The organism is Roseicyclus sp. (genome assembly GCF_965662675.1).
Classification (GTDB): Bacteria; Pseudomonadota; Alphaproteobacteria; order Rhodobacterales; family Rhodobacteraceae; genus Roseicyclus.
The window spans coordinates 25,940-40,325 of record NZ_CBFIIK010000014.1; the positions used below are offsets into that span (position 1 = coordinate 25,940).

Sequence of the window (14,386 nt, forward strand, 5' to 3'; positions counted from 1 at the left end):
CACGATCTGCGCGCCCGAAGGCACATCCGACAGGCGATGCGGTCCGGTCGCGGGCTCAGCTCAGCACGCCACCATCGGCATCATCGCCTGTTTCATCCATCAAGGCCTCGAAATCGGGCACGAGGATGCGGCGCTTGCCGTCAAGCTGGATGACGCCGTCATTCTTGAGGCTCGACATCTGGCGGCTGACCGTCTCAAGCGTCAGGCCAAGATAGTCGGCCATCGCCTCGCGCGTCAGCGGCAAATCGAAAGCCACCACGCCGCCGCGGCCGGGTGCTTGCTGCGCCGCGTTGCGCCGGGCGATGATCGACAAGAAACTCGCGATTTTCTCGCGCGCCGTCTTGCGGCCCAAAAGCAGCATCCACTCTCGCGCGGCATCAAGCTCATCCAGCGTCATCTCCAACAAGCGTTGGCTGACATGCGGGGTGGAACTGAGCATGTCTTGGAACGGGACACGGCGGAAACAGCAAAGCTGCAGATCGGTGGTGGCGGTGACGTCATATGCGACGCGGTCGCGATTGGGGCGCCCGAGAAAATCAGAGGGCAGCAAAAGCCCCACCATCTGGCGGCGCCCATCTTCCATCGTCTGGGTCAGCGCCGCGACCCCATGCACGACCGAGGCCACGAAGTCCATCTTGTCGCCGGCCCATACGATCGTCTGCCCCGCTTCGAAATTGCGGTAATACTTGATCGCTTCGAGTTGCTCGAGTTCGTCGGTCTCGCAGCGCGCGCAGACCGCACGGTGACGGATCGGGCATTCGGCGCATTCGCGCTGCGCAAAGCTCAGATTGCTCTTGTTCATGCTTTCCCCAATGCCGTCGGTCAGTGGTTTTGCAAGCGCCGAGGGCGCGCTTGATCCAGATCAAGGTCAAACAACGCGTCTTCCGTGTAATCGTAAAGCAATGGAACATGTCAATCAACTTCGCCAATTGGGCTTGTTCGACGCGAAAGTGCCGCGTTACACAAGCTATCCGCCCGCCACGAAGTTCTCAAACGACGTGACAGGGCCAATTTTTCTTGACTGGGTGCGCGCCATCGCGCCCGGCGCGCGTATCTCGCTTTATCTTCATGTGCCTTTCTGCCGCAGGTTGTGTTGGTTCTGCGCATGTCGCACCCAAGGTGTGCGCTCGGACGAGCCTGTGAGCGCTTATCTTGCCACATTGAAACAAGAAATCGCCCTGTTGGGCCAAGCGCTGCCTGCGGGCGTCAGCGTGGCGCGGCTGCATTGGGGTGGCGGGACGCCGACCTTGTTGTCGGCGGCCGCGATGCGCGATCTGGCGGAGGCGCTGCACAGGGCCCTGCCATTTGCGCATGACGCCGAATTCTCGGTCGAGATCGACCCCAACGAGATCGACGCACCGCGCATCGACGCGCTGGCGGCAGCGGGGATGAACCGTGCCTCGATCGGGGTGCAGGATTTCGACCCCGACATTCAACAGATCATCGGCCGCGTGCAATCATACGAGGTGACGCGCACCGCAGTCGAAGGGCTGCGGGCAGCGGGTATTCAGTCGCTCAACGCCGATATCTTGTTCGGCCTGCCCGACCAGACGCAGGCGCGGCTGTCGGATTCGGTGCAGATGCTCTTGTCGCTCAGCCCCGACCGGGTGGCGCTTTACGGCTATGCCCATGTGCCATGGATGGCCAAGCGCCAAGCCCTGATCCCGACCGATGCGCTCCCTTCACCCGAGGCACGCTTGGCCTTGTTCGATACGGCGCGCCGCCTGTTCTTGTGGGATGGCTATGCCGAGATCGGGATCGACCATTTCGCCAAACCCGGCGACAGCATGGCGCAAGCCGCGAAAGCCGGGCATTTGCGGCGCAATTTCCAAGGCTATACCGACGATACCTGCGATGTGCTGATCGGGCTTGGTGCATCGGCGATTTCGCGCTTTCCGCAAGGTTTCGCACAAAACGCCAGTTCGACCGCGGCCTATCAAAAAGCGGTGCGCGCGGGCGAGATGGCCACGGGCCGCGGCCATATCTTCAAGGGCGAGGACAAGATGCGCGCGCGGATGATCGAAATGCTGATGTGCGATTTCCGCATCGACGGCGCGGCGATCTTGCGCGATTTCGATATCACACCCGACAGGCTTGGCGCGATTCTCGGCGCGGCCGCGCAGCAATTCCCCGGCATGCTGCGGCTTGCGGGGCATGGCTTGACGATCGAGCCGCAAGGGCGCGCCCTGACGCGGATGATCGCGCGGGCTTTCGATGCCTACGAGATGCGGGCCGAGGGGCATTCTTCGGCGATCTGACGGATCACGCAGCACCACTTTCGCCAAAGGCCGCGCGCATCAATTCGCGGGTATATTCCGTCTTGGGCTGGGCGAATAGCGCGGCGGTCTCGCCCGCTTCGACCATATCGCCATTGCGCATCACGATCACCTTGTGGCTGAGCGCGCGCACCACCTTCAAATCATGGCTGATGAACAGATAGGCGATGCCATGACGCTGCTGCAGGCGACGGAGCAGGTCAACGATCTGTACCTGCACGGTCATGTCGAGCGCGCTTGTGGGTTCATCCAGCACCACCAGCTTGGGCCGTAAGATCATCGCGCGCGCAATGGCGATGCGCTGGCGCTGTCCGCCGGAAAACTCGTGCGGGTAGCGATCCATCATCGCAGGGTCGAGGCCCACCTCGGCCATGATCTCGGCCACCTGAGCGCGCCGGTCATCGCGCGCCACCCCATGCACAGCAAGCCCCTCGGCGACGATCTGCTCGACCGTCATCCTTGGGCTGAGGCTACCATATGGGTCTTGAAACACGATCTGCATGTCGCGCCTGAGCGGGCGCAATTCGCGCGAATGAAGCCCCTGCACATCGCGCCCCATGAAGACCACCGGCCCTTGCGAGGCGATCAACCGCATGATCGCCAAGGCCAGCGTCGTTTTTCCCGAACCGCTTTCGCCCACGATGCCCAGCGTCTCTCCCGCGCGCACGCTGATCGTGGCGGCATTTACGGCCTTGATGTGGCCGACCGTGCGCCGCATGAGCCCGCGCGTGATCGGGAACCAGACCCGCAAATCATGCGTCGATACGATCTCGGCGGCGTTTTCTGGCACCGGCTCGGGGGTGCCCTTGGCCTCGGCCGCGAGCAGTTTTCTTGTATAAGGATGTTTGGGGTCACCGAAAATCTCGGCCGTCGGCCCCTGTTCGACGATCTCGCCGTTTTGCATCACGCAAACCCGGTCGGCGATGCGCCGCACGATGGTCAGGTCATGGGTAATGAACAACAGGCTCATCCCCAGATCGCGTTTGAGATCGGCGAGAAGCTCAAGGATTTGCGCCTGAATCGTCACATCAAGCGCGGTTGTGGGCTCATCCGCGATCAGAAGCTTGGGGCCATTGGCCAGCGCCATGGCGATCATCACACGCTGGCGCTGTCCGCCCGACAATTGGTGCGGATAGGATGAAAGCCGCGTCTCGGGATCGCGAATGCCGACTTGATGCAACAGCTCGATCACGCGGTCGCGCGCCGCCGCGCCATGCAGCCCTTGGTGAAGGCTGAGGCTTTCGGTGATCTGCTTTTCCAGCGTGTGCAGCGGGTTCAGCGATGTCATCGGCTCTTGGAAGATAAAGCTGATGTCATTGCCCCGGATTCGGCGCAGCGTGGTGTCGCCCGCGCCGACCATTTCCTGCCCGTCATAGGTGACGGACCCGGTCATGGCCGTGGCCCCCGGCACCAGCGCCACGGTGGACAAAGCCGTGACAGATTTGCCCGATCCGCTTTCGCCCACCAACGCCACTGTCTCGCCCGCGCCGACATCGAAGCTGACGCCACGCACCGCATGGGTCGCCCCGAAATGGACGGAAAGATCGTTGACCTTAAGCACGCTCATGGTTTCAAACCGCCGGTTTGGGTCATCGAAACGTCTTTCTGGGATCAAAGGCGTCGCGCACCCCTTCGAAAATGAAAACCAAAAGCGACAGCATCACCGCAAAGGCGAAAAACGCGGTAAAGGCCAGCCATGTGGCTTGCAGGTTGTTTTTCGCCTGCAACGTCATCTCCCCAAGGCTGGGGGCCGAAGATGGCAGGCCGAAGCCAAGGAAATCGAGGCTGGCCAGCCCCCCGATCGTGCCCGTCACGATGAAGGGCAGAAAGGTCAGCGTCGCCACCATCGCATTGGGCAGCACATGGCGGAACATGATCGTGCCATTGCTGACCCCCAGCGCGCGGGCGGCGCGGACATATTCGAAATTGCGTGCGCGCAGGAATTCGGCCCTGACCACACCCACAAGCCCCGTCCAGCCGAACAGCACCATCAAGAAGACCAAGAGCCAGAAATCCATCACGAAAATCGCCGAGATGATGATGATGATGTAAAGGCTGGGGGTGGAATTCCAGATCTCGATCACGCGCTGGAAAATCAGGTCAAGCCAGCCACCGTAATAGCCCTGCGCGGCACCCGCCGCGATGCCGATGACCGAGGTGAGCAATGTCACGACAAGCGCAAAGCTGACCGAAAGCCGAAAGCCGTAGATCACCCGCGCCAGCACATCGCGCGCGGTATCATCGGTGCCAAGCCAATGGTTGGCGTCAGGCGGCGAGGGCGCGGCGCGGCCGATATCATTAACCGTGTTGTAGCTATAGGGAATGAGCGGCCAAAGCAGCCATCCCTTTTCCACGCGCTCACCGTTAAAGGCGCCTGTCGTCTGAACGGTCTCGATCACGCCCTCGGGGTCGTCCCAACAATCCTCCAGCCCGCCCGCGATGATCAGGCATTGCACCTCGATATCGCGATAAACCGCCTCGGTGCGGAAATCGCCGCCGAATTCCGTCTCGGGGTAGAAGTTGAAAATCGGCGTGTAATAGCCGCCATTGTATTGCACCATGATCGGGCGATCATTGGCGATGAATTCGGCAAACAAACTCAGCCCGTAAAGCACGGCAAAGATCATCAAGGACCAAAAGGCCCGGCGGTTTGCCTTGAAATTCTCCCATCGGCGGCGGTTGAGCGGCGATAGCCAGCCGCGCGCCGGCTGGGGGGGCGTCGCGGACGGCGCCACGGGCGCTGCCGTGCTTGGATCGGGCATCGCCATCTCAGGTCTCCCGCGTGTCGAAATCGATACGTGGGTCGATCCAGACATACATCAGGTCGGACAGGATGTTCACGACAAGCCCGATTAGCCCGAAAACGAACAATGTACCGAAGATCACCGGATAATCGCGGCTGACCGCGGCCTCGAAGGCGAGCCGTCCAAGCCCATCGAGCGAAAAGATCGTCTCGATGATCAGCGAACCGCCGAAAAACACGCCCACGAAGACCGCCGGAAAGCCCGCAATCACGATCAGCATCGCGTTGCGGAACACATGGCCATAAAGCACGCGCCGCTCACCCAATCCCTTGGCACGCGCCGTCATGACGTATTGCTTGCGGATCTCATCGAGAAAACTGTTCTTGGTCAAAAGCGTGAGCGTGGCGAAGGCCGAGATGGTCGAGGCCAGCACCGGCAGCGTGATGTGCCAGAAATAGTCGCCGATCTGCTGGATCAGCGTCATATCCTCCCACCCATCCGAAGTCAGTCCGCGCAGTGGGAAGATCTGGAAATAGCGCCCCCCCGCGAACAGCACCAAAAGCATGATAGCGAACAAGAAACCGGGGATCGCATAGGCCACGATGATCACACCGCTGGTCCATGTGTCGAACCGCGTTCCATCGCGGGTGGCCTTGGCGATGCCCAAGGGGATCGAGATCAGATAGGCGATCAGCGTCGACCACAGGCCAAGCGTGATCGAGACCGGCAATTTCTCGATCACCAGATCGATAACCGAGATCGAGCGGAAATAGCTTTCACCAAAATCGAAGCGGACATAATCCCACATCATCAGGCCAAAGCGCTCCAACCCCGGAATATCCTCGGCCACACAGTCCTCGGCGCGCAGGTTTGGTGTGCCGGTGAAACCCTCGGCACAGACGATGCGCGCGAAATTGAACTGGATGCGCAACTCATCGAGAAACTGCGGCGGGAGCCCGCGCGCGCCCTCGTAGCCGCTGGCCTCGATCTCGCTCGCCCCGCCCGTTTCCGAGCCACCGCCCGAGATACCAGCGAACACATCCCCCTCGCCTTCGAGCTGGGCGATGACCTGTTCGATCGGTCCGCCCGGCACGAATTGCGTCAGCGCGAAATTGATCACCATGATCCCCAAGAGCGTGGGGATCATCAGCAAGACGCGTCTGAGGATATAAGCGCCCATATCGGCTTACAGTACGCCTTGATCGCGCAGTGCCTGCTCGGCTGCGGGGTCGACCCACCAGAAATCAAGAAAGCCGATGCCATAGGGCGGCAGTTCTTCCGGATAGCGATAATGGTTGTAATATGCCGCCCAGACATTCTGGTTGAACCATTGCGGCACCCGCATGCGGTAGGCGCGTAACACCCGGTCAAGCGCCCGGGTCGCGGTCTCCATCTCTTCGCGGGTTTCGGCACGGATCACGCTTTCGAGCAATTCATCGACCACCGGATCGGCCAGGCCCGCGACGTTGAAAAGCGACTCATCCGCCCCGATCGAGCCGAAATACTGTCGCATCGAAGTGCCGGGCTCATAGCCCATCGGGAAATGATCGGTCAGCATGTCGAAATCGGCATCGCGCTGGCGCTGGTTCATCTGCGCCCCGTCCACCCGCGTTAGCCGGGCATCGACGCCGATGGCGCGCAGGTTCTCGACATAGGGGTTGATGATCCGGTCAAAGAGCGGGCTGGCGTTGAGAAACTCCACCTCGAGCGTCTGGCCCGCCGCGTTGCGCAGCAAGCCGTCATTGCCCGGCGTCCAACCGGCCGCCTCGAGCAAGGCGGCGGCACGGCGCGCCTGTGCGCGGTCAAAGGTGCGCTCGGCGTTCGAGGCGGGCGTCGCGAATGGCGGATCGGTGAAGACCTCGTCGGGCAAGCGCCCGCGGAAAGGTTCCAGAACGGCCAGCTCATCACCCGACAAAACGCCCGCTGCCTCGAGATGGGTGTTTTCCCAAAAACTGTCGATCGGGGCGTAAAGCCCGTAGAACAGGGTCTGGTTGGTCCATTCGAAGTTGAACATCAGCGCGATGGCTTCGCGCACACGCGGGTCTTGAAATTTCTCGCGTCGCAGGTTGAAGACGAAGCTTTGGCCGCTTGCGATCACGCCTTGGGGGATCTCCTCGCGGATCACGATCCCGTCGGTCAGGCGCGGAAAATCATAGCTGTTGGCCCAGTTCTGCGAACTGTTTTCCTGCCGGAAGAGATAGTTTCCAGCGGTGAACCCCTCGAAGGCGGCGATGGCATCAGCGTAATATTCCACCCGGATACTGTCGAAATTGTGCCGCCCGACATTGATCGGCAGATCGCGGCCCCAATATTCGGGGTTGCGCACGAAAACGGTGGAACGGCCCGGATCGACCTCGCCCAGCATATAAGGGCCAGAGCCCGTCAGCGGCGTCAGGCGGCTGTCGGAAAAGGGCAGTCCGCTGGCCGCGTGGCTGGCGCGGCTGAAGACCGGCAGGCCGCCCGCCGCCTCGACCCGACCGCGTAGCTGGCTTTCGGGGTTGAAATCGAACCGGATGGTACGCGCATCCATGACCTCGGCGCTTGCGATGGTCAGCGGGATATTCGCGCGGAACGAAGGCAACCCCTCGTCGCGCAGGATCTCGTAGGAAAACAGAACATCATCGGCGGTGAGCGGTGTGCCGTCGGAAAAGCGCACCCCTTCGCGCAGCGTGAAGATGACATAGGCGCGATCTTCGGGGTAGGCGATGCTCTCACACAAGAGGCAGTAGCTTTCGCCGATCGTGTCAGATGTGCCCTCCAACATCGTCTCAAAGAAGATCGAGGCAAGGACCGCCGGATTACCCTGATTGGTGTAGGGATGCAGCGAATCGAAGCCGCCCCCGCCGCTTGACCAGCTGAACGACATCTCGCCGCCCTTGGGCGCGTCGGGGTTCACATAGGCGAGATGCGGAAAATCAGCCGGATAGGTCAGGTCTTCGATCCCGAAGGTCGCGACCGCATGGGTCGTGATCAGCCCGTCTTGCTGGGCATCGGCGCGCGGGTTTCCAAGGGTCAAGGCCAAGGCGGCAATCAACGGAACCGACATGACGCGACGAAATGAAAAAACAGCTGCATGGTGTTCGGTCATCAAGATCTCCGGACAAAATCGCAAAGGGGCGCTTGCGATATATTTGGGTCACATCACGTTAGAGACCAGTCCCACCAAGGTTCAAGTTGAGATTCCGTGATCGACACCCCGGCTGCGTTCGCCGAAACGAAAAAGGCCGCCCCGATCGGCGGCCCTTTCCTTGATCCGTTCATGCGCGCTTATTGGAAAGTCGCAAGATAGGCGATCAGATTTGCGCGATCACCGACATCGCGCATGCCGTTGTAGGACATCGAGGTGCCAGGCGCATAACCACGCGGGTTTTCAAGGAAACCCGCCAGGTTTTCGGGCGACCATTCACCACCCATGCCCGACAGCGTCGCGGAATAGTTGAACCCGACAGCCGCGCCCTTGGGGCGACCCACTACACCATGCAGGTAGGGGCCAACGCCATTGGCACCGGGGTTAAGCTGGTGGCAGGCACCGCATTGGCGCCACAGACGCTCGCCCGCCGCCGCGTCGGCGCTGGCATAGACATCGGCAAAGGCGACCTCGATCACCTCTTCCACAACCTCTTCCTCGCCATGCTCTTCGACGAGGATGGCATAGCCCGAGACATGATCGTCACCGTGCTGCTCGATATTGTATAGGCTTTCAGCGGCCCAGCCGCCCAACAAAAGCACCAGCATTGCGCCGCATACAGAGGCGAAAGCCTTGGTGATGGTCATGGTGTCGAACATGGTATTCCCATCCGTCTCGCGATTTCACGGGTATGTATGGGGTTTCACCAACACATGGCAAGGTGTAGGGAGCGCGACGAAACGCCCCCATCGAAAGGTTCGCCATGACCGACCGCATCGCATTTCAAGGAGAGCCCGGCGCCTATTCGCATCAGGCCATCCATGATGCACGCCCCGGTATGGAGGCGCTGCCCTGCGCGACCTTCGAAGATGCCATCGCCGCCTTGCAATCGGGCGAGGCGGTGCAAGCCATGCTGCCGGTAGAAAACACCACCTATGGCCGGGTCGCCGATATCCACCGCCTGCTGCCCTCCTCGGGGTTGCATATCGTGGACGAGGCCTTCGTGCGTGTTCATATCAACCTGCTTGGTGTGCCCGGTGCGAAAATCGGCGACATCACGGATGCTTGGTCGCATCTGGTGCTGTTGCCGCAATGCGCGGGGTTCTTGCGCAAGAACGGTATCAAGGGCCAGGTCAGCCCCGACAATGCCCGCGCCGCCCGCGACGTTGCGGCTTGGGGTGATCGCAGCAAGGCCGCGCTCGCCTCGGAATTGGCGGCAGATATCTACGGTTTGGATGTGCTGGCCCGCCATATCGAGGACAGCGATACCAACACCACCCGCTTCTTGATCATGGCGCGCGAACCCGATCTGACGCGGCGCTCGGATCACATGATGACCACCTTTGTCTTCCGCGTGCGCAATATTCCAGCCGCCCTTTACAAGGCGATGGGCGGTTTCGCGACCAATGGCGTGAACATGACCAAGCTGGAAAGCTACATGGTCGATGGCTCGTTCACCGCGACGCAATTCTATGCCGATATCGAGGGTCACCCCGAGGATGACAATGTCCGCCTCGCACTGGAGGAGTTGGCCTATTTCACCAGTTTCCTCAAGATCCTCGGCACCTATCCCGCCGCATCGGTCAGGGATTGATCGCGGCCGCCGCGATCAATCGCGCCATTGCGGGGTGGGGAAAATCGCGCACGGCGGTGATGGCATAAAACCGTTCGACGATGCCCAGATCACCCGGCGCTTGCATGATCAAGCCAGCGGCGATTTCGTCCTCCAACACGACACGGGGGGCCAGGGCCACGCCGACATCCTGGCGCGCCAAAAGGCGCACCATCGCCATGTCATCCACCTCGGCCACGATAGAGGGGGTGATGCCCATCCTTGCGCAGTAGGCGTCAAAACCCGTTCTGATCGAGCTTTCGGTGGGCAAGATCACAGGTTGATTGGCCAATAGCCAATCGGCGCTGCGCCCCGCGACCCGGCTTGCCCGGCCCACCAGCGCCACGGGTTGGGCCGCGATATGCTGGGCATGCAGGCCCGGATAGTGCACGGCGTCATGCGGTTCGGTCGACAAGACCACATCAAGCGCCAAACCCGCCAATCGCGGCAACAACACACTGGCCGAACCCGAGATCAGCGCCAAGGGCAATGGTTCGTCATCGGTCGCCAGAACCGGGCGCAGGAATTGCAGCTGAAAATTGCGCGACAGCGTCGACAGCGCGCCGACGCGCAAGGGCCGCGCCCGACCCGCCCCATCGCCCAGAACGCCGAGCAATTCCTCGCCCGCGCCGAAAATCCGCTCTGCATGGTCAAGCGCGATACGTCCGGCTTCGGTCAAGATCAGCTGGCGGCCACGGCGTTCGAAAAGCGCATGGCCCAGCCGATCCTCAAGCTGGCGGATCTGCGCCGACAGCGCCGATTGCGACAGGTTCAATCGAACGGCCGCGCGCGTCAGATGCCCTTCGCGCGCGACCTCGCGAAAATAGCGCAGATGGTGGTAATTCAGCCGGTCCATGATACGTAAAAATAGAACGTTTCGTCCTGATTGAAAGAAAAATCAGATCAAAATCCGATCAGCCAATCGGCCAGCGCGATCCAGACGGGAATCGACAAGATCGCAACCGGCGTGCCGATCCCCGTGGAGGTGCCGACATAGGCGCTCGGGTTCGCCTCGGGCAGCGCGGCGCGCAGCGTGGGCGGGCCGGAAATATCCGAGCTGGACGCCGCCATCACCGCCAAAAGCACCACGCCGCCGCCCGAAAAACCGGTCAGATGATGCGCCAAAAGCCCCGCGCCGAACCCCAACAACCCATGCGCCAGCGGACCCGCGATGCCGTAGAACACATAGGCATGCGCGACCTTGCGCATCTCGCCCAGACGCGCCCAAGCCTCCATCCCCATGATCAGCATCAAGATCGACAAAAGGCCCCGGAAAAGCGGCTCGTAAAAGCTGGCATAGACCTGTTCCGGCCGCCCCAGAAGGCCGATGGCCAACCCCAGAAGCAGCGCCGAGATCGCCGGGCTTTTCAGCGTATCGGTCAGGATCTCGCGCACGATTCCATCGCCACCGGCACCGCCCGCTCCGCCAATCGTCACGGTGGCGGCGCCACCTCCGCCGGGCATTGCAATCGCTGCGCGTGCCGCATTCATCCGCGCCAGTAAGATCGCGGTGACCAGCGCCGCGATATCCATGAAGGGGTAAAGCGCGCCGATAAATCCCTCGTAGGCGATGCCTTCAGCGTCCAGCATCACCATGCCTGCCGCCAATGTCGAAGCCGAGACCGCACCGAACAGCCCCGCCGTCGCCATCCCGTCCATCCGGTTTACGCCGCGCGTCCGCGCCAATGTGCGCGACCCGAGCAGCACGATCGCCACCCCGACCAACGCCGCCGCGATCGCGGGCACGGCCAGCGCGACCAGATCGGCCTCACGCACCGAGATACCGGCACCCAAACCCACCTTCAGCAGCAAGACCAGCACGATGAATTTGTAGACCGGATCGGGCACTGTCAGCTTGCTGCCCATCGCCGCCAACATCATGCCCCCGATCAAAAAGGCCAGCGTCGGCTTTTGCAATTGCGCGACCAGCGTCGCTGCGATGTCGAACAACATATCCATGGCCCATTCCCCAATCGGTGTCTTTTGTTGGACGGGGGTATGCAGCTTGCGCTTCACAAATAAAAATACAGCTTTTGTGGTTTTCGTTCGTAATTATAGAATGATTAGCCAAGCATCCAACCGATGCCCCACAGGGTACTCATGCCGACCGCGATGGCCCAGATCGCGTTCTTGGTCCAAAGCCCAACGGCAAGCGCCACCATTGCCGCAGCAATGCGGCTTGGGTCCATCTGACCGCCTGTGGCCTGCGGCCATAGCACCAAGGGTGTGACCATCGCGGGCAAGATACCGACCGCGGTGTAACGCAGATGCCTGAGCACCCAGAGCGGCAAGGCGCGATTGCCCAAGATGCCGAGAAATGAAAAACGGATCACGAAGGTGCCGACACCCAGCGCCAGAATGATGATCCAGATCTCGGAGGTGGCGTAGTTCACTTGCGCGCCTCCATCCGGCGCTCGACCTCGGCCCCGACCATCATTGCAGCCAGCCCCGCGAACAAAAGCCACAGGTTCCACGGCAAGAAGGCCAGCAAGATCGCCATCACGATGGATGTCACCGCCGCCGCGACATGGGCAAGTGTGCGCAATGCGGGCGTGATCAGCGCGATGAAGGTGATCGGCACCGCGAAATCGAGGCCCAGCGCGGGCGGGATCGCCTCGCCCACCACGATCCCAAGCGCCGAGGCGCCGATCCAGACCGGGACAATCGGCGTCGAGGTGCCAAAAAAGAACGCGGTCTTTTCGGCGATGCTTTGGCGCGGCGCGGCCTCGTACTCGGTGATTGCAAGCGCATAGGTCTGATCGAGATTCATATAAGCGATGAGCGCGCGCTGCCACAGCGGCGCCCCCCCAAGATGCGGCGCGAACGAGGCCGAATACATCGCCATGCGCAAATTCACCGCCAAGGCCGAAGCGATGACGATCAGCATCGGTGCGTTGTCTTGCATCAGCTGCAGCGCCGCGAATTGCGACGCGCCCGCGATCACCAGCACGGTAAAGCCCATGATCTGGGCCACATCCAACCCCGCCTCGGCTCCGACCACGCCGAAAAGCAGCCCAAAGGGCCCCACCACGATGGAAAAAGGCAAGGCCGCGCGGAATCCGCGCCGATAAGCGGTGCTGGGGGTGGATGCGGGCATGGGGTGGGTTAGGTTCCGAACAATCTACTGACAGCCATAGGCGAGGTGCTGGGCGGATGCAATTCGGTGCAGCGCGCTGCAAGAATGCACCCGGCAAATCGGATAGGGGATGGTGATGGGCATAGAAACGGTAATCATGGTCGATTGGTCGGCACGGTCCGCCCCCTCACCCGCCAAGCGCAGCAAAGACGCGATCTTTGTGGCCGAGCGCACCGGCGCAACGGCGCATGTCACCTATTGTCGGACCCGCGCGGCAGCGACAGAGCATCTGGTCACCCGTTTCGAGGCCGCATTGTCTGACGGTCGGCGTGTCTTGGCGGGCTTCGATTTCCCCCTTGGCTATCCCAGAGGTTTCGCCCACGCCCTGACAGGGCGGGCCGATCCCTTCGCGATCTGGGATTGGCTGGCGGATGCAATTTCCGATGATGAACGCGGCGCGAACAACCGGCTGGAGGTCGCCGACCGGATCAATGCCCAGATGGGCGGCGCTGGCCCGTTCTGGTCGCATCCCAAAAGCAAAACGCCCAGCCATGTGCCCTTTCACAAACCGCCCCATCAGGGCTTTCCCTTTGCCGAACGGCGGCAAGTGGAAAAGGTGGTGCGCGGTGCCAGCACATGTTTTCAGCTTTACGGCAATGGCGCGGTCGCCAGCCAGACGCTGCTTGGCCTGCCCCGGCTGCAGATGCTCAGGCGGCATTTCGGCGCGGCGCTGGCCGTGCGGCCCTTCGAGGATCGCGACGCCCCGATCTTGCTGGCCGAGGTCTACCCGTCGATCCTGTCCGCCGAGATCAAACACCGCCAGCGGCCCGGCGAAATTCCCGATGCGGCACAGGTACGGGTGCTGGCCCAAGCTTTTGCAGCCCTACCGCCGCATGATCTGGACGCCATGCTGCGCGAAGGTGATCCCGAGGAAGGCTGGATCGCGGGCGTGGGACATGCGCCGGCATTGATCGCGGGGTTGGCCTGAAGTGGCGAAAACCAAGAACTTCTCGCCCGCGTCAGTCGAAAGTACCCGCCGCACGACCCAATAGCATGAAGGCGCGCGCGGTGCGGGTATTGGCCAGCGCCACGATATCGGCATCCGTGGCATTGCTTTCGAAGGCCATGAAGGTACGGTCGAAATGGCGCAGGAAATGATGCACCGCATCGCGAAAGACGGGGTCTTTTTTCATCCGGCCGGCCGCCAGCGCAAGGCAGGAGCGATCATGAACACCGCCCAGACCCGCGACCGCACGCCCCCGTTCGCCTTGCGCGAAACGGCGCCAGACCTCGGGGCGGGCATGGTCGGGCTTGAGGTCGTCCATGTAGATGCCATCTTGGCTTAAAAGCGTCAGCACATCTTGGCTGGCGCGCACCAACCGTTCGCTGGCGCGATCCTCCAAGGCACGACGCAATGTGCGAAACCCTTCCTTGTCGTTCTCATCTTGGGGGAAATTCAGCGCCTTGATGAAATCAAAAACCGAGATGGGCGGCCGTTCGACCGGCGCGGCCAAAGCAAGCCCGGGTTGCGGTATTTCAGTTGATGCCGCG

General features: G+C 61.7%; 13 protein-coding genes and 1 pseudogene. 3 read left to right on the plus strand and 11 right to left on the minus strand.

The genetic code is table 11. From position 1 onward, the window contains the following. Positions 1 to 55 precede the first annotated feature (55 nt). Positions 56 to 802: a transcriptional regulator FnrL gene (gene fnrL, locus ACTG4J_RS04515; RefSeq protein WP_439137468.1), complete on the minus strand. Its 747-nt coding sequence runs from the start codon at positions 800 to 802 to the stop codon at positions 56 to 58. A 100-nt stretch (positions 803 to 902) separates the two neighbouring features. Between fnrL and hemN the strand changes: the two genes are divergently transcribed. Continuing rightward, positions 903 to 2,258, plus strand: coding sequence for an oxygen-independent coproporphyrinogen III oxidase (gene hemN, locus ACTG4J_RS04520; RefSeq protein ID WP_439137470.1), 1,356 nt, complete (start codon positions 903 to 905; stop codon positions 2,256 to 2,258). Positions 2,259 to 2,262: 4 nt separating this feature from the next. On the opposite strand, the gene ACTG4J_RS04525 is transcribed toward hemN, so the two are convergent. The 5 genes from ACTG4J_RS04525 to ACTG4J_RS04545 form a co-directional block, all read right to left on the minus strand. After that, complete coding sequence (locus ACTG4J_RS04525; protein ID WP_439137472.1) at positions 2,263 to 3,843, minus strand: ABC transporter ATP-binding protein; 1,581 nt, start codon at positions 3,841 to 3,843, stop codon at positions 2,263 to 2,265. 22 nt (positions 3,844 to 3,865) lie between these two features. Then, positions 3,866 to 5,044 carry an ABC transporter permease gene (locus ACTG4J_RS04530; protein WP_439137474.1) on the minus strand — a complete coding sequence of 393 codons (1,179 nt, stop codon included), beginning with the start codon at positions 5,042 to 5,044 and terminating at the stop codon, positions 3,866 to 3,868. A 1-nt stretch (position 5,045) separates the two neighbouring features. Next, positions 5,046 to 6,200: a microcin C ABC transporter permease YejB gene (locus tag ACTG4J_RS04535; protein ID WP_439137475.1), complete on the minus strand. Its 1,155-nt coding sequence runs from the start codon at positions 6,198 to 6,200 to the stop codon at positions 5,046 to 5,048. A gap of 6 nt (positions 6,201 to 6,206) precedes the next feature. Beyond that, positions 6,207 to 8,066 carry an extracellular solute-binding protein gene (locus ACTG4J_RS04540; RefSeq protein WP_439137477.1) on the minus strand — a complete coding sequence of 620 codons (1,860 nt, stop codon included), beginning with the start codon at positions 8,064 to 8,066 and terminating at the stop codon, positions 6,207 to 6,209. A 221-nt stretch (positions 8,067 to 8,287) separates the two neighbouring features. Continuing rightward, positions 8,288 to 8,806, minus strand: coding sequence for a c-type cytochrome (locus tag ACTG4J_RS04545; RefSeq protein ID WP_439137478.1), 519 nt, complete (start codon positions 8,804 to 8,806; stop codon positions 8,288 to 8,290). 104 nt (positions 8,807 to 8,910) lie between these two features. On the opposite strand from ACTG4J_RS04545, the gene ACTG4J_RS04550 reads away from it, so the two are divergent. Then, a complete protein-coding gene (locus ACTG4J_RS04550) occupies positions 8,911 to 9,741 on the plus strand; it encodes a prephenate dehydratase (RefSeq protein WP_439137479.1) in 831 nt (276 codons plus the stop codon). On the opposite strand, the gene ACTG4J_RS04555 is transcribed toward ACTG4J_RS04550, so the two are convergent. From ACTG4J_RS04555 to ACTG4J_RS04570, 4 genes are all read right to left on the minus strand, one after another. Next, on the minus strand, positions 9,731 to 10,615 hold the full coding sequence (locus ACTG4J_RS04555; protein ID WP_439137480.1) for a LysR family transcriptional regulator: 885 nt from the start codon (positions 10,613 to 10,615) through the stop codon (positions 9,731 to 9,733). The two genes, ACTG4J_RS04550 and ACTG4J_RS04555, sit on opposite strands and share 11 nt — an antisense overlap. 47 nt (positions 10,616 to 10,662) lie before the next feature. Further along, the gene (locus ACTG4J_RS04560; RefSeq protein WP_439137481.1) at positions 10,663 to 11,718 is read right to left on the minus strand and encodes a sodium-dependent bicarbonate transport family permease; all 1,056 of its coding nucleotides are present in this window, start codon (positions 11,716 to 11,718) and stop codon (positions 10,663 to 10,665) included. A 104-nt stretch (positions 11,719 to 11,822) separates the two neighbouring features. Beyond that, entirely contained in the window at positions 11,823 to 12,152 is a 330-nt protein-coding gene (locus tag ACTG4J_RS04565) for an AzlD domain-containing protein (RefSeq protein WP_439137483.1), read from the minus strand. Next, the gene (locus ACTG4J_RS04570) at positions 12,149 to 12,856 is read right to left on the minus strand and encodes an AzlC family ABC transporter permease (protein ID WP_439137485.1); all 708 of its coding nucleotides are present in this window, start codon (positions 12,854 to 12,856) and stop codon (positions 12,149 to 12,151) included. Before ACTG4J_RS04570 ends, ACTG4J_RS04565 begins: the two co-directional genes overlap by 4 nt. Before the next feature lie 115 nt (positions 12,857 to 12,971). Here ACTG4J_RS04570 and ACTG4J_RS04575 point away from each other — a divergent pair, with 115 nt between their 5' ends. Continuing rightward, the gene (locus ACTG4J_RS04575; protein ID WP_439137486.1) at positions 12,972 to 13,823 is read left to right on the plus strand and encodes a molybdopterin guanine dinucleotide synthesis; all 852 of its coding nucleotides are present in this window, start codon (positions 12,972 to 12,974) and stop codon (positions 13,821 to 13,823) included. A gap of 31 nt (positions 13,824 to 13,854) precedes the next feature. On the opposite strand, the pseudogene ACTG4J_RS04580 reads toward ACTG4J_RS04575, so the two are convergent. Continuing rightward, positions 13,855 to 14,386 (minus strand): annotated as a pseudogene (locus ACTG4J_RS04580) (hypothetical protein); the annotation flags it as partial.

What these genes read in the sequence shown, in the direction of transcription:
- ACTG4J_RS04530 (WP_439137474.1), bottom strand. Translation starts at nt 5,044, where the DNA reads ATGGCGATGCCCGATCCAAGCACGGCAGCGCCCGTGGCGCCGTCCGCG.
- ACTG4J_RS04550 (WP_439137479.1), top strand. Translation starts at nt 8,911, where the DNA reads ATGACCGACCGCATCGCATTTCAAGGAGAGCCCGGCGCCTATTCGCAT.
- ACTG4J_RS04525 (WP_439137472.1), bottom strand. Translation starts at nt 3,843, where the DNA reads ATGAGCGTGCTTAAGGTCAACGATCTTTCCGTCCATTTCGGGGCGACC.
- ACTG4J_RS04570 (WP_439137485.1), bottom strand. Translation starts at nt 12,856, where the DNA reads ATGCCCGCATCCACCCCCAGCACCGCTTATCGGCGCGGATTCCGCGCG.
- ACTG4J_RS04545 (WP_439137478.1), bottom strand. Translation starts at nt 8,806, where the DNA reads ATGTTCGACACCATGACCATCACCAAGGCTTTCGCCTCTGTATGCGGC.
- ACTG4J_RS04540 (WP_439137477.1), bottom strand. Translation starts at nt 8,066, where the DNA reads ATGTCGGTTCCGTTGATTGCCGCCTTGGCCTTGACCCTTGGAAACCCG.
- ACTG4J_RS04560 (WP_439137481.1), bottom strand. Translation starts at nt 11,718, where the DNA reads ATGGATATGTTGTTCGACATCGCAGCGACGCTGGTCGCGCAATTGCAA.
- ACTG4J_RS04575 (WP_439137486.1), top strand. Translation starts at nt 12,972, where the DNA reads ATGGGCATAGAAACGGTAATCATGGTCGATTGGTCGGCACGGTCCGCC.
- fnrL (WP_439137468.1), bottom strand. Translation starts at nt 802, where the DNA reads ATGAACAAGAGCAATCTGAGCTTTGCGCAGCGCGAATGCGCCGAATGC.
- ACTG4J_RS04535 (WP_439137475.1), bottom strand. Translation starts at nt 6,200, where the DNA reads ATGGGCGCTTATATCCTCAGACGCGTCTTGCTGATGATCCCCACGCTC.
- ACTG4J_RS04555 (WP_439137480.1), bottom strand. Translation starts at nt 10,615, where the DNA reads ATGGACCGGCTGAATTACCACCATCTGCGCTATTTTCGCGAGGTCGCG.
- hemN (WP_439137470.1), top strand. Translation starts at nt 903, where the DNA reads ATGGAACATGTCAATCAACTTCGCCAATTGGGCTTGTTCGACGCGAAA.